We start from the raw sequence: 20287 nt of genomic DNA on the forward strand, positions 1-20287 counted from the left end.
GTACCGTTTCGTACATTAGTCACGAACGGAGAACCATGCGCACCTCGATCGCCACCGTCTGTCTCAGCGGCGGCCTGGTCCAGAAGATGTACGCCGCGGCCGAGGCCGGATTCGACGCGATCGAGATCTTCGAGCCCGACCTCATCGCCGCACCTCAGTCCCCCGAGGAGATCCGGGCGCTGGCCGACCGGCTCGGGCTCACCCTCGACCTCTACCAGCCCTTCCGTGACGCCGAGGGCGTCGACGAGTCGGCCTTCGCCGACGTGCTCCACCGGGCCGAGGCGAAGTTCCGGCTGATGAGGCGGCTCGGGATCGACCTGATGCTGGTCTGCAGCAACGTCGCCACCGCGACCGTCGACGACGACGAGGTCTCCGCGGGACAGCTGCGCCGGCTGGGCGAGCTCGCCGCGACGTACGGCATCCGGCTGGCGTACGAGGCGCTGGCCTGGGGCCGGTTCGTCGACGACTACCGGCGCTCGTGGCGGATCGTCGAGCTCGCCGACCACCCCAACGTCGGGATCTGCCTGGACAGCTTCCACATCCTCTCGCGCGGCCACGACCCCAAGCAGATCGAGGACATCCCCGCCGAGAAGATCTTCTTCCTGCAGCTCGCCGACGCTCCCGCGCTCAGCATGGACGTGCTCTCCTGGAGCCGCCACCACCGGCTCTTCCCCGGCGAGGGCAGCTTCGACCTGCCCGCCTTCCTCGGCCACGTGCTCCGCGCCGGCTACGCCGGTCCGCTCTCGCTGGAGGTCTTCAACGACACCTTCCGCCGGACCGACCCGGTGCGCACCGCCCGCCAGGCCCAGCGCTCGCTGCGCTGGCTCGCCGACCGCACCGCCGACCTGCTCGGCGAGGAGGCCGACAGCTCGCTCCCCCGGCTCCCCGAGGTGGCCGCGCCCGAGGCCTTCGACTTCGTCGAGATCAAGGCGGCGGACACCTCCGGGGTCGAGGTGCTGCTCGAGCAGCTCGGCTTCGACTTCGGCGGGCGCCACCGCAGCAAGCAGGTGCGCCTGTGGACCTGGGGCTCGGCTCGGATCGTCTGCAACGACGTGCCCAGCGCCTCCCCCGAGCCGTGGATCGCGGCCGTCGGCTTCGACGTCGCCGACTCCGACCCGGCCGCCGAGCGCGCCGCGCGGCTGATGGCGCCACCGGTCCACCGCCGGACCTACGCCGGCGAGCAGGCGCTGCGCGCCTTCACCTCCCCCGACGGTACCGAGGTCTTCCTCTCCCATGCGGAGGACTGGATCGGCGAGTTCGACGGCGGTGTCTCACGCCCGTCCGGGCAGGGCGCCCGCATCGACCACGTCAACCTGGTCCAGCCCTGGCACAGCTTCGACGAGGCGGTCCTCTTCTACACCAGCGTGCTGTCGCTGACGCCGCAGCCGACCCAGGAGGTCGCCGGTCCCTCCGGCCTCGTACGCAGCCAGGTGATGAGCTCGCCGGCCGGCGGCGTACGCCTTCCGCTCAACCTGCTTCCGACCGAGCAGCAGGGCCAGGCACAGCACATCGCGCTCGCCTGCCACGACATCATCGGTGTCGTCGCGGCCGCCCGGGAGCGTGGCCTGCGACCGCTCGAGGTCCCGGGCAACTACTACGACGACCTGGTCGCCCGCTTCGCCCTGCCCGAGGACCTCGTCGCCACCCTGCGCGACCTCGACCTGCTCTACGACCGCGACGCCGACGGCGAGTACCTGCACTGCTACACCGAGACCGTCGGCGAGGTCTTCTTCGAGCTCGTCGAGCGCCGCCAGCGCTACGACGGCTACGGCGCCGGCAACGCACCGGTCCGCCTGGTCAGCCAAGCCGGCTGACCCCCGCCGAAACCATAGAAGTGGGCGACGAAACCACAGTTTCGTCGCCCACAACTACAGATTCGGCGATCAGAAGTTGCCGCGGCGCTCCTGCTCGCGCTCGATGGCCTCGAAGAGGGCCTTGAAGTTGCCCTTGCCGAAGCCGAGGGAGCCGTGGCGCTCGATCAGCTCGAAGAAGACCGTGGGACGGTCGCCGATCGGCTTGGTGAAGATCTGCAGCAGGTAGCCGTCCTCGTCGCGGTCGACGAGGATGCCGCGCTTCTGCAGCTCCTCGATCGGCACGCGCACCTCACCGATCCGGGCACGCAGCTCGGGGTCCTCGTAGTAGGAGTCGGGGGTGTTGAGGAACTCGATGCCGGCGTCACGCAGCGCGTCGACGGTGGAGAGGATGTCGCCGGTGGCCAGTGCGAGGTGCTGGGCGCCGGGGCCCTGGTAGAACTCCAGGTATTCGTCGATCTGCGACTTCTTCTTGGCGATCGCGGGCTCGTTGAGCGGGAACTTCACCCGGTGGTTGCCGTTGGCCACGACCTTCGACATCAGCGCGGAGTAGTCGGTGGCGATGTCGTCGCCGATGAACTCGGCCATGTTGGTGAAGCCCATGACGCGGCCGTAGAAGTCGACCCAGGCGTCCATCTTGCCGAGCTCGACGTTGCCGACGACGTGGTCGAGCGCCTGGAAGAGGCGCTTGGGCGCACCCTCGGGCTTCTTCAGCGTCGAGGTGCGGGCGACGTAGCCGGGCAGGTAGGGGCCGTCGTAGCCGGAGCGGTCGACCAGGGTGTGGCGGGTCTCGCCGTAGGTGGCGATGGCGGCGATGCGTACGGTGCCGTGCTCGTCGGTCACGTCGTGCGGCTCCTGGAGCACCGTGGCACCGGCGGAGCGGGCGTGCGCGATGCAGCGGTCGACGTCGGGCACCTCGAGGGCGATGTCGATGACGCCGTCACCGTGGCGGGCGTGGTGGGCGATGATCTCGCTCTCGGGAGCGACGCCGCCCTTGATCACGAACCGCACTCCCCCGCTACGCAGCACGTAGGAGTGGTGGTCGCGGTTGCCGGTCTCGGGGCCGGAGTAGGCGACGAGCTCCATGCCGAAGGCGCTCTGGAAGAAGTGGGCGGTCTGGGTGGCGTTGCCGACGGCCCACACGACCGCGTCCCAGCCGGTGACCGGGAACGGGTCAGAGCTGTCGTCGTAGGCCACCAGGCCGACGAGCTGCTCCAGCTCGGCCAGCCCGAGTCCGGCGAGCTTCTCTTGGTTGGTCAGGGTGTCTGCAAGCGTCATGCGGGCAAGTCAAGTGGGCCGGATCACACCAAACAAGTTGACCACCGAGCACTGGTCAATCTGCCAGATCGGACCAGCATTCACCGCCGGTGACTAGACAATCTGACTACCATCGAGCCATGAACCTCGATGCCCTCGACGTCGTCCTCCTGGAGACCCTGCACGCCCACCCGCGAGTCGGCGACCTCGAGCTCTCCCGGGTCGCCGGCGTCGCCCGCGCGACCGTGCAGAGCCGGCTGCGCAAGATGACCGAGGCCGGCGTGATCCGCGACTGGGCACCGACGATCGACCCGGGCGCGGCCGGCCACACCGTCCAGGCGTTCGTGACCCTCGAGATCTCCCAGGGTGCCCTGGAGGACGTACGCCGCGACCTCGCCGAGATCCCCGAGGTGCTGGAGGCGTACGTCACCACCGGCTCCTTCGACGTCTTCTGCAAGGTCGCGACCGGGTCGCACGCGAAGCTCCAGGAGGTGCTCGTGCGCATCGACCAGTCCCACGCCGTGGTCCGCTCGACCAGCGTGGTCACCCTCTCGACCCTGATCGAGCCGCGCACCCTCGACCTGCTGCGCACCGGGGCCGCACCTCGGTGACCGGCGCTCGCCGCCGCTAGGGCATCCGGGGCAGCTCGACCGAGACCCGGAGCCCGCCGCCGGGGCGGGCGAGGACGGCGAGGTTGCCGTCGTGGGCGCGGGTGATGCTCTTGACGATCGCCAGGCCCAGGCCGACGCCGGCGTGGTCGGCGTGGATCCGCTGGGTGCCGCGCTGGAAGGGCTCGGTGAGCGTGGCGACGAGCCCACGGGAGAGCTCCTCGCCGGTGTTCGCGACGGTGAGCACCACGCTCTTCTCGTTGGCGGTGATCGTGACGGACACCGAGCCGCCCTCGGGCAGGTTGTGGACGATCGCGTTGTGGATCAGGTTGGTCGCGACCTGCAGCAGCAGGGCGGGCGAGCCGCTGACCGTGGCCTGCTCACCGGAGCTCTCGATCCGTACGTCGCGCTGCTCGGCGAGCGGCAGCAGGGTCTCGACCGCCTCCTCGGCGACCAGCGACAGGTCGACCCGCTCCCGAACGAAGGAGCGCTGGTCTGCGCGGCTGAGCACGAGCAGCGCCTCGGTGAGGTCGATCGCGCGGGAGTTGATCAGGCGGAGCCGGTCGACGAGCTCGTCGACGTCGCGGTTCGGGTCCTTGCCGGCGACGTCGAGCAGCGTCTGCGTGATCGCCAGCGGGGTGCGCAGCTCGTGGGACGCGTTGGCCGCGAACCGCTGCTGCTCGGCCACCTGCGACTCGAGCTTCTCGAGCATCGTGTCGAAGGCGTCGGCGAGCTCGCGGAACTCGTCGCCGGGGCCGTCGAGATCGATCCGGTGCGAGAGCGACCCGTCGGCCGCCGTACGTGTCGCCTCGGTGATCTTCGTCAGCGGCGCCAGCATGCGACCCGCGAGGATCCAGCCTCCGACCAGCCCGAACACGATCAGGAACCCCATCATCGTGGCCGCCCGCGGCGCGAACGCACGCTCGAGGTCGGAGCGGTTCGGGACGAAGGGCGCGCCCGGCCGCCCCGCCTGCTGCGGCCACTCCAGCCACACCCCGTCGGGGACGTAGCGCAGCAGGAAGACCCACACGACCGCGAGGAGCAGCACCCCGGTGACCACGATGACCCCGGCATAGCTGAGCGTCAGCTTGAGCCGGACGCTCATCCCCGGGCGTCTAGGAACCGACATCGATGCGGTATCCGACACCGGGGACGGTCGCGATGATCGCGGGGTCGCCGAGCCGCTTGCGCAGGGCGGAGACGGTGATGCGTACGGCGTTGGTGAAGGGGTCGGCGTTCTCGTCCCAGGCCCGCTCCAGCAGCTCCTCGGCACTGACCACGCCACCCTCGGCGGCGGCGAGCACCTCGAGCACCGCGAACTGCTTGCGGGTCAGCGCGACGTAGCGGCCGTCGCGGTAGACCTCCCGCCGGAACGGGTCGACCCGCAGGCCGGCGATCTCCCGGACGGGCGGGCGGCTGTAGGCACGTCGCCGGTCGAGCGCGCGCAGCCGCAGCACCAGCTCGCGCAGCTCGAACGGCTTGGTCAGGTAGTCGTCGGCACCCAGCTCGAACCCGGAGGCCTTGTCGTCGAGCCGGTCGGCCGCGGTGAGCATCAGGATCGGCATCCCGGTGCCGGAGGCGACGATGCGCTTGGCGATCTCGTCGCCGGAGGGACCGGGGATGTCGCGGTCGAGCACGGCGATGTCGTAGGCGTTGACGCTCAGCAGCTCCAGCGCGGTGTCGCCGTCGCCGGCGATGTCGGCCGCGATCGCCTCCAGGCGCAGCCCGTCCCGGATCGCCCCCGCCATCAACGGCTCGTCCTCGACCACCAGCACCCGCATGCACTGAATCCTAGGTGGACGACATATCGCCGACGTATCCGAAATGCCATACGCGCTGACGACATCTCGGCAGGTTGACTGGCACGGTGACCTTCACCGTCCGACCGATCAGCCCCGCCGAGCACCTCGACCACATCCGGTCGCGGCGCTCGGTCAGCTTCCTGCAGACCCCGGCCTGGGCCGACGTGAAGACCGAGTGGCGCAGCGAGTCGCTGGGCTGGTACGCCGGCGACCGGCTCGCCGGGGCCGGGCTGGTGCTGCACCGTCCCGTGCCGCGGCTGGGCCACACCCTGGCCTACCTGCCGTGGGGCCCGGACATCGACTGGTCCGGCGGGCTCACCGTCTGGTTCCCGCCGCTGATCTCCTACCTGCGGTCCCAAGGCGCGTTCGCGATCCGGGTCGCTCCCCCGGTAGCCACCGACACCTGGGACGCGGCCCAAATCAAGGAGGGCATCGCCGACCCCGCTGTCGCTCGGCTCACCGACCTCCCGGGGCGGCCCGATCCCGTCGGCGCCGAGGTGACCCGTTACCTCCGCGATTCCGGCTGGATCCCGCAGAACCCCGAGGACGGGTTCGGGGCGGGACAGCCGCAGTTCACGTACGAGATCCCGCTGCGGCGCCCGGACGGGACCGCCCGCTCCGAGGAAGACGTGCTCCGCGGGATGAACCAGCTGTGGCGGCGCAACATCAAGAAGGCCGCCAAGGCCGGCGTCGAGGTCACCACCTCCGCCAGCGGCGAGGACCTGAAGGCCTTCCACGACCTCTACGTGCACACCGCCGAGCGGGACCACTTCACGCCCCGGCCGCTGGCCTACTTCGAGAGGATGTTCGCCGCGCTGTCCGCGGAGGACCCGGGGCGGATCATGCTCTACCTCGCGCGCCACGACGGCGACCTGGTGGCCGCGACGATCTACGTCCGCGTCGGCGGCCACGCCTGGTACGTCTACGGCGCCTCCTCGACCGAGAAGCGGGACGTACGCGGCTCCAACGCCCTCCAGTGGGCGATGATCCGCGACTCCTTGGCCGCCGGGTGCGACGTCTACGACCTGCGGGGCATCACCCCGACGCTGGCCGCCGACGACCCGCACGTCGGGCTCATCCAGTTCAAGGTCGGCACCGGCGGGCAGGCGGTGAGGTACGTCGGCGAGTGGGACCTGCCGCTGCGGCCGATCCTCTACCGGGCGTTCGACCTCTACATGAGACGGCGCGGGCGCTGAACAGCATGACGAAGGAGTGGGGAATCGGATGATCGTGAACGAATCAGGCTCGCTGACCGAGACGGGTGTCGTCGTCCTGACGATGCTGGCTCTTCCGGTGGCCGTGCTGGCCGTGCCGGTGCTCGCGGTGCTACGCCGGGTTATCGGGGTGGCGTGGCCGCGGGCATGGCGCCACTCGCTGGCGGAGGTCGCCATCGTCTACGGCACGGTCCCGGGTGTGCTGCTGACCCTGCTGCCCGGCAACAACGGCATCCTGTCGGGCAACGTGAGCCTGGTGCCCTTCGAGGACATGTCCACCATGGGCCCCGTCGGGCTGGTCGGCAACGTGCTGATCTTCGCCGCGCTGGGCTTCTTCGGCCCCATCCGCTTCCGGGCCCTGCGCTCGGTGTGGCGGGTCCTGATCCTGGCCGGCGCGGCCTCGGTGTCGATCGAGGCGCTGCAGCACCTGCTGCCGCTCGGCCGGGTCTCCTCGGTCGACGACGTCATCCTCAACGCGGGCGGCGCCACCGCCGCCGCGATCCTGTCGTGGCCGTGGTGGCGCCGGCGGCGCCCGCGTCCGGCAGCCTCAGACCAGCGCCGCGGCGACCTGGTCGAGGCGGGCTCCGCGTGAGGCCTTGACGAGCACGACGTCGCCGGGCGCGAGGTGGCCCCGCAGCCAGTCGATCGCGGCGGCGTTGTCGGGAAGCGCCACCGCCTTCGCGCCCGCGCCATCGGCGATGACAGCGGCGGCCTCGCCGACGGTCAGGACCAGGTCGGCTCGGGTGGCGGCGTACGCCCCGATCTCGTGGTGCGCGTCGCGGCTGGTCTCGCCGAGCTCGAGCATCTCGCCGAGCACGGCGATGCGACGCCTGGCCTCGATCGCGGCTAGGGCGTCCAGGCCCGCGCGGGTGGACTCGGGGTTGGCATTGTAGGAGTCGTTGAGCAGCGTCGCGCCGCCGGACAGCGCACGCAGCTCCATGCGCCACTTCGAGATCGACGCGGTGTTGAGCGCGGTCGCGGCCTGGTCGAGCGGGACGCCGGCCGCCAGACCCGCCGCCGCGGCGGCCGCGGCGTTGAGAGCCCAGTGGGCACCGACGAACGGGAGCGTGACGACGGCCGTGGCGTCGTCGTGCCGGAGTGTGAACGAGGGCCGGCCGAGCCGGTCGAGCGCGAGGTCGCCTACGCGTACGTCCGCCCGCTCACCGGCCCCGAAGGCGAGCACCGGACCGTCGGTGAGGTCGCTCATCGCGAGCACCCGCGGGTCGTCGGCGTGCAGCACGGCGGTGCCACCGCTCGCCAGGCCCCGGACCAGCTCGCTCTTGGCGACGGCGATCGCCTCGCGCGACCCGAACTCGCCCAGGTGGGCCTGGCCGACGTTGGTCACGACGGCGATGTCGGGCGCGACCAGGCCGGTCAGCTCGGCGATGTCGCCGATGTGCCGGGCACCCATCTCGAGCACCAGGAACCTGGTCGTGGCGTCGGCGCGCAGCATGGTCAGAGGTACGCCGAGCTCGTTGTTGAACGAGCCGGAGGTCGCGACGGTCGGGGCGGCGCTCGAGAGCACCGCCTCGATCATGTCCTTGGTGCTGGTCTTGCCCTGGGAGCCGGTGATCGCGACCACGGTCAGCCCGTCGCGCAGGAGCGCGACGACGTGGGCGGCCAGCCGCTGCAGCGCTGCCTGGGCGTCGTCGACGACGACCGTCGGGAGCACCGTCGGGCGGGATCCGAGCACGGCGACGGCGCCGGCCTCGGCGGCCTGCGGTGCGTGGTCGTGGCCGTCGGTGTGCTCGCCGGCGAACGCGACGAAGAGGCCACCCGGATCGGCCTGACGACCGTCGATCACGGCCGGGGCGCTCACCGTCACCGAGCCGTCGCCGATGACCTTTCCGCCGACCAACGAGGCTATTTCGTCCAAGCTGAGGGGAATCATCCCCTCAGTGTTCGAATTCCCTTGTTGTCACCGCGTATCCGCTAATCGATATGCGGACGATAACTTATCGTCGGCATATCGGAAATTCCATACGGAGCCACAACCGCGCATTCGGTTTGCTGGCGTCGATGATCTACCACGAGCCGACCTTGACGGCGCCGACCGAGCCGGCGGCGCACACCGCGATCTCGACGACCGTCGGGATCACGGTCTACGGCTGCGCCCCTGATGAGGGCCGCCTTTTCGACTCCTTGGCCCCGGCCCACGGCGTATCGCCGACCATGACACCCGAGCCGGTCTCCGAGGAGAATGCCGAGCTCGCCCACGGCGACCGGTGCATCAGCGTCAGCCACAAGACGCCGATATCGAACGAGACGCTTCTCGCGCTGAAAAAGGTCGGGATCCGGTATATCTCGACGCGAAGCGTCGGCTTCGACCACATCGACGTTGACTTCGCGGCGACCATCGGGATAACCGTCGGAAACGTCTCCTATTCACCCGACTCGGTTGCCGACTACACCATGATGCTGATGCTCATGGCGGCGCGCCAGGCGAAGGCGATGGTCCGGCGCACGGACGCCCACGACTACCGCCCGGCGACCACCCGCGGCCGCGAGCTGCGCGACCTGACCGTCGGCGTGGTCGGCACCGGACGGATCGGCATGGCGGTCATCGACCGGCTGCGGGGCTTCGGTTGCGACGTACTCGCCTACGACATCCGGCCCCGGCCCGCCACCGCCGGAATCGAGCACGTCGACCTGGACACCCTGGTCGAGCGCAGCGACATCGTCACGCTCCACGCGCCGCTCAGCGAGGAGTCGCACCATCTGCTCGACCGGCGCCGCATCGACCGGATGCGCTCCGGCGCGTACGTCGTCAACACCGGTCGAGGCGGGCTCGTCGAGACACCGGCGCTCGTCGCGGCGCTCGAGGAGGGCCGGCTCGGCGGTGCGGCCCTGGACGTCATCGAGGGCGAGGAGGGCATCTTCTACGCCGACCTCCGGGGGCGCGAGATCCCGAACGGCTGGCTGGCACGGCTCCAGGAGATGCCGAACGTGCTGGTCAGCCCCCATATCGCCTACTTCACCGACCATGCCCTGATGGACACGGTCGAGAACTCCATCGTGAACTGTCGAGAATTCGAAAGCAGGTTTCCGCATGTCTAAGCCCAAGGTCGGCATCATCTTCGGTGGCGTCTTCGAGGAGCACCCGGTCTCGGTGAAGTCGGCGCAGGAGGTCGCCAGGCACCTCGACACCGACAGGTACGAGCCCTACTGGATCGGCATCACCAAGAGCGGCGACTGGCGCCTGTGCGACGGCCCCGAGGCCAGCTGGGAGGACGGCGCGCACCGCACGGTCGTGCTCTCCCTCGACCGCAGCGTCCACGGCCTGCTCGTCCTCGACCAGGACGACCACGGCGGCAGCTACGAGACCATCCGGCTCGACGTCGTGCTCCCGGTCCTGCACGGCAAGCTCGGCGAGGACGGCGCACCCCAGGGTCTCTTCGAGCTCTCCGGGATCCCCTACGTCGGCTGCGACGTGCAGAGCTCGGCTCTCTGCATGGACAAGTCCCTGGCCTACACCATCGTCGCCGAGGCCGGGATCCCGACGCCGACGTTCTGGACGCTGTTCCCCGGCGACACTGTGCAGACTGTCGGCGGTCCCGGCGTACTCCCCTATCCGGTCTTCGTGAAGCCGGCCCGCTCCGGGTCGTCGTTCGGGGTCAGCAAGGTGAGCTCGGCGGCGGAGCTGGACGAGGCGATCGCGACCGCGCGGCAGTATGACGAGAAGGTGCTCATCGAGGAGGGCGTCGTGGCCGAGGAGATCGGCTGCGCGATCCTCGGCAACGGCGCCGACCTGGTCACCGGGGAGGTCGACCACGTCGCGCTCTCGCACGGCTTCTTCAAGATCCACCAGGAGGACGCTCCCGAGACCGGCTCGGAGAACGCGACCTTCATCGTGCCCGCCGACATCCCGGCCGAGGCGCAGGAGCTGGTCAAGACCGAGGCACAGCGGGTCTACCGCGCGCTGGGCTGCCGGGGTCTGGCTCGGGTCGACATGTTCCTGAAGGCCGACGGCACCGTGGTGCTCAACGAGGTCAACACGCTGCCCGGGCTCACCTCCTACAGCCGCTACCCGCGGATGATGGCGGCGGCCGGGATCTCGATGACCGAGCTCCTCGACCGCGCGATCACCCTCGCGCTCGAGGAGGCGGTCCGGTGAGGGAGGGCTTCGCCTTCGTCGACGAGCTGGTGCCGGGCATCCGCTGGGACAGCAAGTACGCCACCTGGGACAACTTCACCGGCAAGCCGGTCGAGGGCTACCTGGTGAACCGGATCGTCGGGACCCGCGAGCTGTGCGCCGCGCTCGCCCAGGCGCGGGACAAGGCCGCTGCCCTCGGCTTCGGCATCCTGCTGTGGGACGGCTACCGCCCCCAGCGCGCCGTCGACGCCTTCCTGCGCTGGGCCGAGGAGCCTTCGGACCCGGACGACGCGCGCAAGCAGCTCCACTATCCCGCGATCACCCGCCCGGAGATGTTCGAGAAGGGGTACGTCGCCACGAAGTCCGGCCACAGCCGCGGCAGCACCGTCGACCTGACCCTCTTCTCCTTGGCCTCGGGCGAGCTACTGGACATGGGCGGTGACCACGACCTGATGGACGAGATCTCCCACCACGGCGCGGCCGGGGTCTCCGAGGAGGCGACCCGCAACCGGGCGCAGCTGTGCTCGGTGATGGAGTCGTGCGGCTTCAGCCGCTACCAGAACGAGTGGTGGCACTACTCGCTGGTCGAGGAGCCCTACCCCGACACCTACTTCGACTTCCCGGTCGGCTGATCCAGCCAGCCGTGGACCTTCGGGCGGTTCGCCTCCTTCCAGGCGGGGGCGAACCGCTCCTCGGCGTCGACGGCGGCGGCAACCTCCGTCCGGAGGAGCTCGCGCAGGGCGTCGTCGTGCCCGGGGATCTCCTCGATCGCCCGGATCATGACCACGGAGTCGTTGAGATCGCCGAGGGCCGACTGGATCGACCTGGTGGCCTCGGAGAGCCGCTCGGCGCGCTTGCCGAAGACCTCTCGCAGCGACTCGGCGGCGTAGCGGGTCCGCTTGGCCTTCTTGCGCGCCTCATGGAGCCGGTGGCGTCGCTCGGCGGGATCCTCGGCGCACTCGGCGGCGTCGACCGCGGCCGCCAGGCGCCGCCAGCTCTTGCGGAGCCGCTTCCTCAGCGCCTTCCTGCCCGGAGCGCCGTCCGACCAGGGGAAACCGTCGGTCGCAGCCAGCGCCGCGACGAGTGTGCGGTAGCGCTCGCCGTCCAGCTCCGGGAGCAGTCGGGCGCGCCCGACGGCCTGGCGCTCGGCCAGAGCGGCCCGGAGCGCGTCGACACCCGACGGCGCCGGACCGTGCTCCGCCGCCCAGCGGCGCAGCCGTTTGCGGAGCACCTCGGCGTCGCGTACGTCTCCGAGGAGGGCGCCCAGCCACTTCAGCTCGTCGCGGAGCGGCTCGGTCTGCTCCGGGTCGAGGAACGGGCGGTAGGTCGCCAGGACGCTGCGCAACCTGCGTACGGTCACACGCATCTGGTGGACCGAGTCCTCCTCGTCACGCAGCACGAGCCGGCCCCAGCGGTGGAGCGCGGCCACCTGGTCGCGCCACCACTCGCCGACCGGCTCGTGTGGATGACTCATCCCTCTATTACTACCGTGCCACGGCGTCCAGGTCACGCGGCTCGGTCCGCTGAGCGCCCTCGGCCTCGGTGCTGCCCTCCTCGCGGTGCGGGAGCAGGGTCAGGAGCAGGCCGACCCCGGCCCAGCAGGCCAGAACGATCAGCGGCGTGGTGGATCCGGCGCCGTCGAAGAACGACAGACCGCGGAGCGCCGAGCCGGTCGCGCCCGGAGGCAGGAGCTGGCCGAGCCAGCCGAACGGGATCATCTCCGGTGCGGAGGAGATGCCGGAGAGCGGGTTGCCGACAAGCATGACCAGCAGCGCCATGATCCCGACGCCGGCCATGCCGATGAAGTGGCGCAGGCCGACGATGGGCAGTGCGACCGCCAGGATGCCGAGCGCCACGACGCCCGCGTTGACGAGGTAGTCGCCCTCGAGGGCGCCGAGCCAGCCCTGGATGACTGCGGTCATCGCCAGACCGCCTCCGATCGCGATCAGGAACGCGGCGGCGACACGGTCGCGGGTGCGCTTGAGCGCCAGCGACGTGATCGCGCCGGCCATGATCCCGCCGAGCGCGAGAGGTAGGGCGGCCGTGCCGAAGACGAGACCGCGCGGGTCGTCCTCGGGGGCCGCGACGACATCGGTCACCGTCGGAGCGGTGCCGGTCTCGGCGCCCATCGCGGTCGCCATCGCGGTCAGCTGCTGGGCGACGTTGGCGCTGGCGGCCGACGCGGTCAGCACCTCCTGACCCTGGGGGCCGACGACGATCGCGCCGTACGCCTCGCGGTCCTCGATCGCCTCGACCGCTGCCTCCCGGTCGGCGACCGCGGTGACGTCGAAGGCGTCCTCCCCTGCGGTGGCGGCAAGCTGCGTCTCGATCTGGGTGACCGCCTCTGCCGGACCGGCGACGGCCAACGGCAGTGCGCGCGGCTCCATCTCGCTGGAGGGCCAGGCGAACGCGGTGATGAGCAGGGTGAGCAAGGTGACCAGACCGAGGCTGACCCCGATCACGGCTTTCACTGACGTGGACATATCGAGCCCTTCCTTAAAAAAACGAATGTTCATTCTCTTTGAGGGACACTCTCCTCCGTCTCGTCGGATTTATCAAGAATGAATGTTCGTTTTCTTTTGAGGTATGCTGCCGCCATGCCGAAGATCAGCGAGGAGCACCGCGCCGAGAAGCGCCAGCAGATCATCGCGGCGACGTTGCGGTGCGTGGAGCGCGACGGCTTCCACAAGACGACGATGGCCGCGGTCATCAAGGAGTCCGGCCTGTCCGCGGGCTCGGTCTACACCTACTTCCGGGGCAAGAACGACATCATCCGCGCGATCGCCGAGTCAGGCCTGACGACCATCGCCGAGGCGATCACCCGGTTCACCCCCGACCCGGATTCCGGCTCGACCGCTCCCCCGCCCGAGGTGGCGATCGAGGCGGCGACCCAGCACCTCCTCGACATCTCGGCGGAGCTCGGCGTCGACCTCCCCAAGATCGCCCTGCAGACCTGGGCCGAGGCCGCGCGCGACCCCGAGGTGCGCGACCTGATGGCTCCCGAGGCCCGGCGGATCCGGGGCGCCTGGCGCACCTACGCCGAGGCCGCCATCGAGGCCGGCCGGTTCCGCGAGGACGCCGATCCCGAGCGCATCGCGATGGTGCTCACCGGCCTGCTGCCCGGCTTCATCCTGCAGCGGCTGATGCTGGGCGACGTCACCCCGAAGACGTACGCGGCAGGGCTTACCGACCTGCTCCGCTAGGCGCCCGCGGGAGTTCATCCCGCGCTCATGTGACCTCGCTTCCCTGAATGGACCAGCCATTCTCAGGGAGAGTCCATGCGCCTGTCAGTCCCCCATCTGCCAGTCCTCACCGTCGTCTTCACCGCCATCACCCTGATCAGCTCGTTCGCCCCGGCTCCGGCCGTCGCGCAACCGGTGAGCGCCGGGCCGTACGACATCGTGGTCACCGATCAGGCCAGCGACCGGATCATCGTCCTCGACCCCGACGACGCCGACTGGACCAGCGGCGCCGAGAAGTGGGCCTGGCGGCCGACAGCCGCCGAGGGCTTTGGCGACCTCACCGACAACTGGGGCCTGCCCGACGAGGCCAAGCTCCGCCACCACGACGGACGTCGATACCTGCTGACCACCGACTCCTACGGACTGGCCGCGGTGGTCCCCTACCCCAGCGGCCGCGGGTCCTACTGGGCCGCTGATGTCGGCCGCGCCGACAACGCGCACAGCATCGAGCTGCTGCCGGGCGGCAACGTGGCCGTCACGGCGAGCACGGGCGGCTGGGTCCGGGTCTACACCGCCTCGCAGGGGCGGCGCTCCGCGGCGTACGCCCAGCTTCCGCTCGCCGGAGCCCACGGCGCGGTCTGGGACCCGGCCACCCGGCTGTTGTGGACCCTCGGCGACCACGAGCTGGTGGGACTGAGGATCGGCGGGACGCGTGCCGATCCGACCATCTCGCGGGCGATCGCTCATCCGCTGCCGACCGACTGGGGTCATGACCTCCAGCTGGTCCCGCATCGTCCCGACCGGCTCTGGGTCACCACAGGCACCCGCGTCTACCAGGTGGACAAGGCCACCGGGACCTTCCACAGCGACTACGCCGGCGCGGAGACGATCGATGTGGCAGGGGTCAAGTCGGTCACCACCAACCCGGCGACCGGGCAGGTGATCACCACCCGGAGCGAGCCGGGCAACCCGTGTTCGTGGTGCACCTCGACCGTGCGGCTGCATCGCCCGACCGACTCCCGCACGCTTCCGGGCGGACAGATCTACAAGGCGCGCTGGTGGGTGGACTACGCCGGGTGAGCAGCCCAGCGGGCCACCCAGTAGCGCACGCCGTAGGGGTCGTCGTCGTAGTCGACCGCCACCGTCGCGACGCCACGCATCAGATCGGCGGCCTCCACGATCGGGCCGACGTCGGCCCACAGCTCGTCGGCCAGGCCGAGATCGAGCGCGGCCAGCGCCTCGGCGTCGGGCGTCGTCAACGCCTTGCCCAGGGCGTCGTCGAACTCGGCGGCCCGCGGGTCGAGGTGGCCGGGCGCTTTCTCGGTGCGGCGGGCCGAGCCGTTGCCGACGATGAGGTACGCCGCCTCCTGGTCGGTCACCGGAGCCGTGCCGACCTCGGCCAGCAGGGCGGCGGCGACCCGGGCGCCCTGCGCACCGGCGATCACGCGTACGTCCTCACCCAGCCAGGCCACCGCGGCCAGGCAGGCTGAGCGGAGCTCGTCGACGGGGTCGTCGAGCGAGGCGTACTCCGGCAGCAGGGCCAGGCATCCCGGAACCAGCGCCACTCGCGTCACTGCAGCCCCCTGATCGCTCGCGCCGGACGGCGGCGCCCGGCGATCGTCCAGACCATGTCGACGGTCTGCCGGGTCTCGACGACCTGGTGGACCCGGTAGATGCGGGCCCCGGCCAGCGCGCAGACCGACGTCGCGGCCAGGGTGCCGAGGAGACGCTCCCCGACCGGCAGGTCGAGGGTCTCCCCCACGAAGTCCTTGTTGGAGAGGGAGACCAGCACCGGCCAGCCGGTCTCGACCATCTCCCCCAGCCGTCGGGTGATCTCGAGGGAGTGGAAGGTGTTCTTGCCGAAGTCGTGGGCCGGGTCGATCACGATCGAGTCCTTGGCGACGCCGGCGTCGAGGGCACGCTGGGCGTAGGCGAGGGTGTCGTCGATCGCCGCTCGCACCACGTCGTCGTACTCGATCCGGTAGGGCCGCGTCCGCGGCGTCACGCCGCCGGTGTGGGTGCACACGATCGCGGCGCCGTGGGCGGCGGCGACGTCGACGAGCTCCGGGTCGGCACCGCCCCAGGCGTCGTTGATCAGGTCGGCACCGGCCGCGCACACCGCGTCGCCGACCTCGGCGCGCCAGGTGTCGACCGAGATCACCAGCGCCGGGAACTCCTCGCGCACCCGGGCCACGAAGTCGACGACTCGGGACTTCTCCTCCGCGGCGCCGATCTCGGCCCCGGGGGCCGCCTTGATCCCGCCGATGTCGACGATCTCCGCGCCCTGGGAGGCGACCAGGCGTACGCGATCGAAGGCCGCGTCCTCGGCCCAGGTCGCTCCCTTGTCGAAGAACGAGTCCGGCGTGCGGTTGACGATCGCCATCATCAGCGCGTCGTCATCACCGAATTCGTGTCGTCCGAGGCGCAGCATCAGGCGACCATACCGCCCGGGCCGTCACTCAGTGGCGGCCGCTCCAGCAGGCTCACGCTCCGGTCGAGCACCTTGGTGGAGCCGTCGATCGGGATGTACTGCCGCATCTCCACGTCGTCGCCCGCCGGGCCGGTGCCGAGGCGCCGCGACATCATGCCCACGATCTGCGTGGCCATCAGGCCGAGGTCGAAGAGATCCTGGTGGCTGTGGTCGCGCTGGCCGAGATCGACCTGCGCGATCGCGTCCATCCCGCGGGTGTCCAGGGTGTCGACGAGCGCGGCGAGCTCGACGCCGTAGCCGGTCGGGACCCGGAGCCGCTCGAACAGCGAGCGGCGGATCGACCACTCCCCCGCCAGCGGCTGGATCAGGTCGCGCAGCGGCCGGCGATGCAGGGCCAGCAAGGGGCGCGCGACGAGCTCGGTGACCCGGCCGCCGTCGAGACCGTGCTCGCCGGGGCGCCGGTAGAAGCCCTTGACCAGCTCGATCGTCGGATTGTTGACAAGGGGGCCGACCAGGCCGCGTACGAAATGGGTGTCCCAGTCGGTCAGGTCGGCGTCCATGAAGACGATGAGCTCGCCGGTGGTCACGAACTGCGACTTCCACATCGCCTCGCCCTTGCCGGGGTAGGAGCCGAGATCGGGCCGGATCGCGGCCGAGGCGTAGACGTCGGCACCCGCGTCCGAGGCGATCCGCGCGGTGTCGTCGGAGGAGTCGGAGTCGATGACGACGAGCTCGTCGACCAGGTCCGAGGTCTCCATCAGGCTGGTGCGCAGCGTGGTGACCAGGTCGCCGACGGTCGCGGCCTCGTTGCGCGCCGGGACCACGAGACTGACCCGCTGCCCCTGCTTGGCCTCGACGAGCTCGGCCAGGGACCAGTCGTCCCAGTGATGGGTGTTGCGCTCCAACCAAGACATGCTCAAACCCTATAGACCCGAGCCTTGTCGAGGACCCTACGGAGTGTCCTCGTGGGAGCGGGTGAAGGTGAGGATCTCGTCGGTGGCGCCGTTCATCCAGACGTCCTGGCAGGCCTGCGCCATCTCCTCGAGGCCGTCGATCACGGTGCCGAAGACGTTGCCCGGCACCCACCCCTGGTCGCCGTTGATGAGGAGGTTGTTGCGGCCGTAGAAGAGGGCGAGGTCGACGATCTCGGTCAGCTCTGCCGGGCCGCGGTCCTCCGGGTAGCCGTAGGACGGGTTGCCGAGGTCGTCGGAGGAGAAGGCGAAGTAGCACAGGTCGCCTGGGATCGGGGTGACCGTGGTGTTCTCCTTGCCGGGCTCCTTCGCGGCGAAGGCGGGCACCAGGTGGTAGATCTCGTTGCGGGCGTACTTGCCGTGGAAGACCTGTCCGCTGAGCGGCAGCGCGTCCCACACGGCGCCGGCGGTACGTGGCGCCTCCTCGTCGAGAAGACGGGCGAGGCAGGAGACTCCGCGGCGCTCCAGGGTGACGGTGATGTATCGGCTCATCGGGCTCCTCGTGGATTGTCGACAGGTCGGGCGAACTGCTCACCGCTGGCCCGCTCGTACGCCCGCGCCGCACGCAGCACCCGGGCGTCGTCATGGCGGGCGCCGACGATCTGGAGGCCGACCGGCAGACCCGCCTCGGTGGTCCCGCACGGCACGCTCGCCGCCGGCTGCTGGGTCATGTTGAAGGGGTAGGTGTAGGGCGTCCAGCTCGGCCACCACGGCGAGGGCCACCCCTGCGGCGCCTGCAGCCCGCGCTCGAAGGCGGTGATCGGCATGGTCGGGGTGACCAGCAGGTCGTACGTCTCGTGGAACCGCCCCATGAGCCGGCCGAGGTCCATCCGGACGGCGGTCGCGTCGAGGTAGTCGGCCGCGGAGCCGCGGCCCTTGGTCTCGATGCCTTCGCGCAGCAGCGGGTCGATCCGGTCGATCGCGCCAGCCGGGTAGGCGTCGACGACCTTGGCCGCGCCGCAGAACCAGAGCACGTCGAAGGCCTCGACCGGGTCGGCGAAGCCGGGGTCCACCTCCTCGACATGAGCGCCCTCGGATGCCAGCACGGTGACGGCTGTGCGGACGAGCTGCTCGACCTCCGGGTCGTTCTTCACGTACCCGAGCGTGGGCGAGAACCCGATCCGCAGCCCGTCGACACCCTCGTCGAGCCCCGCCAGGAAGGAGGTCCTCGGCGTGGGCATGGCCGACCAGTCGCGGGAGTCGAAGCCGGCGATCACGTCGAGCAGCGCCGCGGCGTCGGTCACGGTCCTGGTCATCGGGCCGGCGTGGGAAAGGGTGCCGAACGGGCTGGCGGGATAGAGCGGCACCAGACCGTAGGTCGGCTTGATCGTCACGGTGCCCGTGAACGATGCCGGGATCCGGACCGAACCGCCGCCGTCGGTGCCGAGCGCCCAGGGGCCCATGCCGAGGCCGACCGCCGTGGCGGCGCCACCGCTGGAGCCGCCCGAGGTCAGGTCGGGGCCCCACGGGTTGCCGGTGGAGCCGTGGCGCAGCGAGTCGGTCACGCCCTTCCAGGCGAACTCCGGAGTCGTCGTCTTCCCGATGATCACGGCACCGGCCTCACGCAGCCGCGCGACCGCGGGCGCGTCCTCCGGCCAGGGACCGGCCTCGTCGATGAGCCAGGTGCCGCGGATTGTCGGCAATCCTGCAGTCCACAAGATGTCCTTGACCGAGGTCGGTACGCCGTCGGCACTGCCGAGCGGACGCCCGGCACGCCACCGCTCGGTCGACCCGGTCGCCTGCGCCAGCGCACCGTCCGGGTCGACCCGGACGAACGCGTTCACCGCCGGGTCGCGCTCCGCGATCGTGTCGAGCACCGCCCGGGTCGCGTCGAGCGGGGTGAAGGCACCCGACCGGTAGCCGGCGACGAGCTCGGCGGCGGTCAGGGCGCTGAGGCCGGGCTCGGTCATGCCCGCCCCCCTTCCTGGCCGACGACGAAGCCGTGGCGCTTGTCGACGATGTTCAGCAGCGGCTCACCGCGCAGCCAGCGCTGGGCGTTGTCGACGAACTGACGCGCAAGTGCCTCCCGCCAGCCCTCGTAGTCGCCGGACATGTGCGCCGAGACCGCGACTCCCGGCATCGTCCACAGCGGGCTCTCGGCCGGGAGCGGCTCGACCTCGAAGACGTCGAGGGACGCCGCCTCGAGCGGGCCGTCGCGGAGCGCGGAGACGAGCGCTTCCTCGTCGACGATCGGCCCGCGGCCGACGTTGACGAAATGGCTGCCCGGTTTCATCGCCGCGAGCACGTCCTTGCTGATCAGCCCTCGGGTCTCGGCGGTCAGCGGCGCCGTCACCACGACATGGTCGGCCCAGTCGACATGGGCGGCCAGGTCGGCGCTCGCGACGACCTCGCCGAAGTCGGGATCACCGCTTCGGGCGGTGCGGCCGGCGCCGCGTACGTCCATCCCGACCGCCCGGAGCAGCCGGGCCGTCTCGCGGCCGATCGCACCGGTGCCGACCACGAGCGCGGTCTCGACGCTGATCAAGCGGGTCTCGCGGCGATGCCAGGTTCTGGTCGCCTGCAGGTCGTGGCTGTGATGGAGATCCTTGGCCACGGCCAGGATCGAGCCGAGCACGAACTCGGCCATCGCCCGGTCGAAGATGCCGCGGGCGTTGGTGACCACGACGTCGGAGTCCACCAGCTCGGGGAAGAGCAGCTTGTCGACGCCGGCGGCGGCGACGTGGATCCAGCGCAGCGAGCCGGCGCTCGGCCAGGCGTCGCGGACGGCTTCGGAGAAGTAGTCCCACAGCAGCAGCGCCTCGGCACCGTGGAGCGCGTCGGCGAGGCCGGCGGCATCGGTGTAGGTGACCTGGGCGGTGGCCTCGATGCTCTCCATTCCGGCTGGTCTGCTGCCGTCGGGCGGGCAGAGGATCGTGATCGGCGGGCGCCGGGCCATCTCCAAGAGAATCCTCCGTCGA

Annotated in this window: 21 protein-coding genes; 9 read left to right on the top strand and 12 right to left on the bottom strand. The window is 70.7% G+C overall.

Annotation, left to right across the window (positions count from 1 at the left end; genetic code table 11):
* Nucleotides 1–35: 35 nt before the first annotated feature.
* Nucleotides 36–1814, top strand: a complete 1779-nt coding sequence (locus HD557_RS15195; RefSeq protein WP_196874485.1) for a bifunctional sugar phosphate isomerase/epimerase/4-hydroxyphenylpyruvate dioxygenase family protein — start codon at nucleotides 36–38, stop codon at nucleotides 1812–1814.
* Nucleotides 1815–1883: 69 nt separating this feature from the next.
* Here the strand turns inward: HD557_RS15195 and hppD are convergent, their stop codons facing one another.
* Entirely contained in the window at nucleotides 1884–3089 is a 1206-nt protein-coding gene (gene hppD, locus HD557_RS15200; protein ID WP_008361511.1) for a 4-hydroxyphenylpyruvate dioxygenase, read from the bottom strand.
* A gap of 119 nt (nucleotides 3090–3208) precedes the next feature.
* Here hppD and HD557_RS15205 point away from each other — a divergent pair, with 119 nt between their 5' ends.
* Complete coding sequence (locus tag HD557_RS15205) at nucleotides 3209–3679, top strand: Lrp/AsnC family transcriptional regulator (RefSeq protein ID WP_008361513.1); 471 nt, start codon at nucleotides 3209–3211, stop codon at nucleotides 3677–3679.
* Between the two features lie 16 nt (nucleotides 3680–3695).
* On the opposite strand, the gene HD557_RS15210 is transcribed toward HD557_RS15205, so the two are convergent.
* The gene (locus HD557_RS15210; RefSeq protein WP_269210644.1) at nucleotides 3696–4781 is read right to left on the bottom strand and encodes a sensor histidine kinase; all 1086 of its coding nucleotides are present in this window, start codon (nucleotides 4779–4781) and stop codon (nucleotides 3696–3698) included.
* 10 nt (nucleotides 4782–4791) lie between these two features.
* Entirely contained in the window at nucleotides 4792–5457 is a 666-nt protein-coding gene (locus HD557_RS15215; protein WP_196874487.1) for a response regulator transcription factor, read from the bottom strand.
* Between the two features lie 86 nt (nucleotides 5458–5543).
* Between HD557_RS15215 and HD557_RS15220 the strand changes: the two genes are divergently transcribed.
* Together HD557_RS15220 and HD557_RS15225 are read left to right on the top strand one after the other, a co-directional pair.
* Nucleotides 5544–6674 (top strand): lipid II:glycine glycyltransferase FemX, encoded by a 1131-nt coding sequence (locus HD557_RS15220; RefSeq protein ID WP_196874488.1) that lies wholly within the window; start codon nucleotides 5544–5546, stop codon nucleotides 6672–6674.
* A 28-nt stretch (nucleotides 6675–6702) separates the two neighbouring features.
* Complete coding sequence (locus tag HD557_RS15225; RefSeq protein WP_196874489.1) at nucleotides 6703–7284, top strand: VanZ family protein; 582 nt, start codon at nucleotides 6703–6705, stop codon at nucleotides 7282–7284.
* On the opposite strand, the gene HD557_RS15230 is transcribed toward HD557_RS15225, so the two are convergent.
* A complete protein-coding gene (locus tag HD557_RS15230) occupies nucleotides 7240–8568 on the bottom strand; it encodes a UDP-N-acetylmuramoyl-tripeptide--D-alanyl-D-alanine ligase (RefSeq protein ID WP_231380304.1) in 1329 nt (442 codons plus the stop codon). The two genes, HD557_RS15225 and HD557_RS15230, sit on opposite strands and share 45 nt — an antisense overlap.
* 200 nt (nucleotides 8569–8768) lie before the next feature.
* Here HD557_RS15230 and HD557_RS15235 point away from each other — a divergent pair, with 200 nt between their 5' ends.
* The 3 genes from HD557_RS15235 to vanX are packed head-to-tail and all read left to right on the top strand — an operon-like array spanning nucleotide 8769 to nucleotide 11417.
* A complete protein-coding gene (locus HD557_RS15235; RefSeq protein ID WP_196876425.1) occupies nucleotides 8769–9749 on the top strand; it encodes a D-isomer specific 2-hydroxyacid dehydrogenase family protein in 981 nt (326 codons plus the stop codon).
* On the top strand, nucleotides 9742–10806 hold the full coding sequence (vanA, locus tag HD557_RS15240) for a D-alanine--(R)-lactate ligase (RefSeq protein WP_196874491.1): 1065 nt from the start codon (nucleotides 9742–9744) through the stop codon (nucleotides 10804–10806). Before HD557_RS15235 ends, vanA begins: the two co-directional genes overlap by 8 nt.
* Nucleotides 10803–11417 carry a D-Ala-D-Ala dipeptidase VanX gene (vanX, locus tag HD557_RS15245; RefSeq protein WP_196874492.1) on the top strand — a complete coding sequence of 205 codons (615 nt, stop codon included), beginning with the start codon at nucleotides 10803–10805 and terminating at the stop codon, nucleotides 11415–11417. Before vanA ends, vanX begins: the two co-directional genes overlap by 4 nt.
* On the opposite strand, the gene HD557_RS15250 is transcribed toward vanX, so the two are convergent.
* Together HD557_RS15250 and HD557_RS15255 are read right to left on the bottom strand one after the other, a co-directional pair.
* Nucleotides 11393–12259, bottom strand: coding sequence for a CHAD domain-containing protein (locus tag HD557_RS15250; RefSeq protein WP_196874493.1), 867 nt, complete (start codon nucleotides 12257–12259; stop codon nucleotides 11393–11395). The genes vanX and HD557_RS15250 overlap by 25 nt on opposite strands.
* Nucleotides 12260–12269: 10 nt before the next feature.
* A complete protein-coding gene (locus HD557_RS15255; protein ID WP_196874494.1) occupies nucleotides 12270–13268 on the bottom strand; it encodes a hypothetical protein in 999 nt (332 codons plus the stop codon).
* A gap of 114 nt (nucleotides 13269–13382) precedes the next feature.
* Between HD557_RS15255 and HD557_RS15260 the strand changes: the two genes are divergently transcribed.
* Together HD557_RS15260 and HD557_RS15265 are read left to right on the top strand one after the other, a co-directional pair.
* Nucleotides 13383–13988 (top strand): TetR/AcrR family transcriptional regulator, encoded by a 606-nt coding sequence (locus HD557_RS15260; protein WP_196874495.1) that lies wholly within the window; start codon nucleotides 13383–13385, stop codon nucleotides 13986–13988.
* Between the two features lie 75 nt (nucleotides 13989–14063).
* Entirely contained in the window at nucleotides 14064–15047 is a 984-nt protein-coding gene (locus HD557_RS15265) for a DUF6528 family protein (protein ID WP_196874496.1), read from the top strand.
* On the opposite strand, the gene HD557_RS15270 is transcribed toward HD557_RS15265, so the two are convergent.
* The 6 genes from HD557_RS15270 to HD557_RS15295 are packed head-to-tail and all read right to left on the bottom strand — an operon-like array spanning nucleotide 15035 to nucleotide 20205.
* Nucleotides 15035–15541 (bottom strand): hypothetical protein, encoded by a 507-nt coding sequence (locus HD557_RS15270; protein ID WP_196874497.1) that lies wholly within the window; start codon nucleotides 15539–15541, stop codon nucleotides 15035–15037. The two genes, HD557_RS15265 and HD557_RS15270, sit on opposite strands and share 13 nt — an antisense overlap.
* Entirely contained in the window at nucleotides 15538–16398 is an 861-nt protein-coding gene (gene folP, locus HD557_RS15275) for a dihydropteroate synthase (protein WP_008361535.1), read from the bottom strand. Before folP ends, HD557_RS15270 begins: the two co-directional genes overlap by 4 nt.
* Nucleotides 16398–17312 carry a glucosyl-3-phosphoglycerate synthase gene (locus HD557_RS15280; protein WP_040756235.1) on the bottom strand — a complete coding sequence of 305 codons (915 nt, stop codon included), beginning with the start codon at nucleotides 17310–17312 and terminating at the stop codon, nucleotides 16398–16400. The genes folP and HD557_RS15280 overlap by 1 nt, the downstream gene beginning before the upstream one ends.
* A 36-nt stretch (nucleotides 17313–17348) precedes the next feature.
* Nucleotides 17349–17861, bottom strand: a complete 513-nt coding sequence (locus tag HD557_RS15285; protein ID WP_196874498.1) for a DUF3830 family protein — start codon at nucleotides 17859–17861, stop codon at nucleotides 17349–17351.
* Nucleotides 17858–19279 carry an amidase gene (locus HD557_RS15290; protein ID WP_196874499.1) on the bottom strand — a complete coding sequence of 474 codons (1422 nt, stop codon included), beginning with the start codon at nucleotides 19277–19279 and terminating at the stop codon, nucleotides 17858–17860. Before HD557_RS15290 ends, HD557_RS15285 begins: the two co-directional genes overlap by 4 nt.
* Nucleotides 19276–20205: a D-2-hydroxyacid dehydrogenase gene (locus tag HD557_RS15295; protein WP_231380306.1), complete on the bottom strand. Its 930-nt coding sequence runs from the start codon at nucleotides 20203–20205 to the stop codon at nucleotides 19276–19278. Before HD557_RS15295 ends, HD557_RS15290 begins: the two co-directional genes overlap by 4 nt.
* Nucleotides 20206–20287: the final 82 nt, after the last annotated feature.

This window comes from Nocardioides luteus, from assembly GCF_015752315.1.
Taxonomy (GTDB): Bacteria; Actinomycetota; Actinomycetes; order Propionibacteriales; family Nocardioidaceae; genus Nocardioides.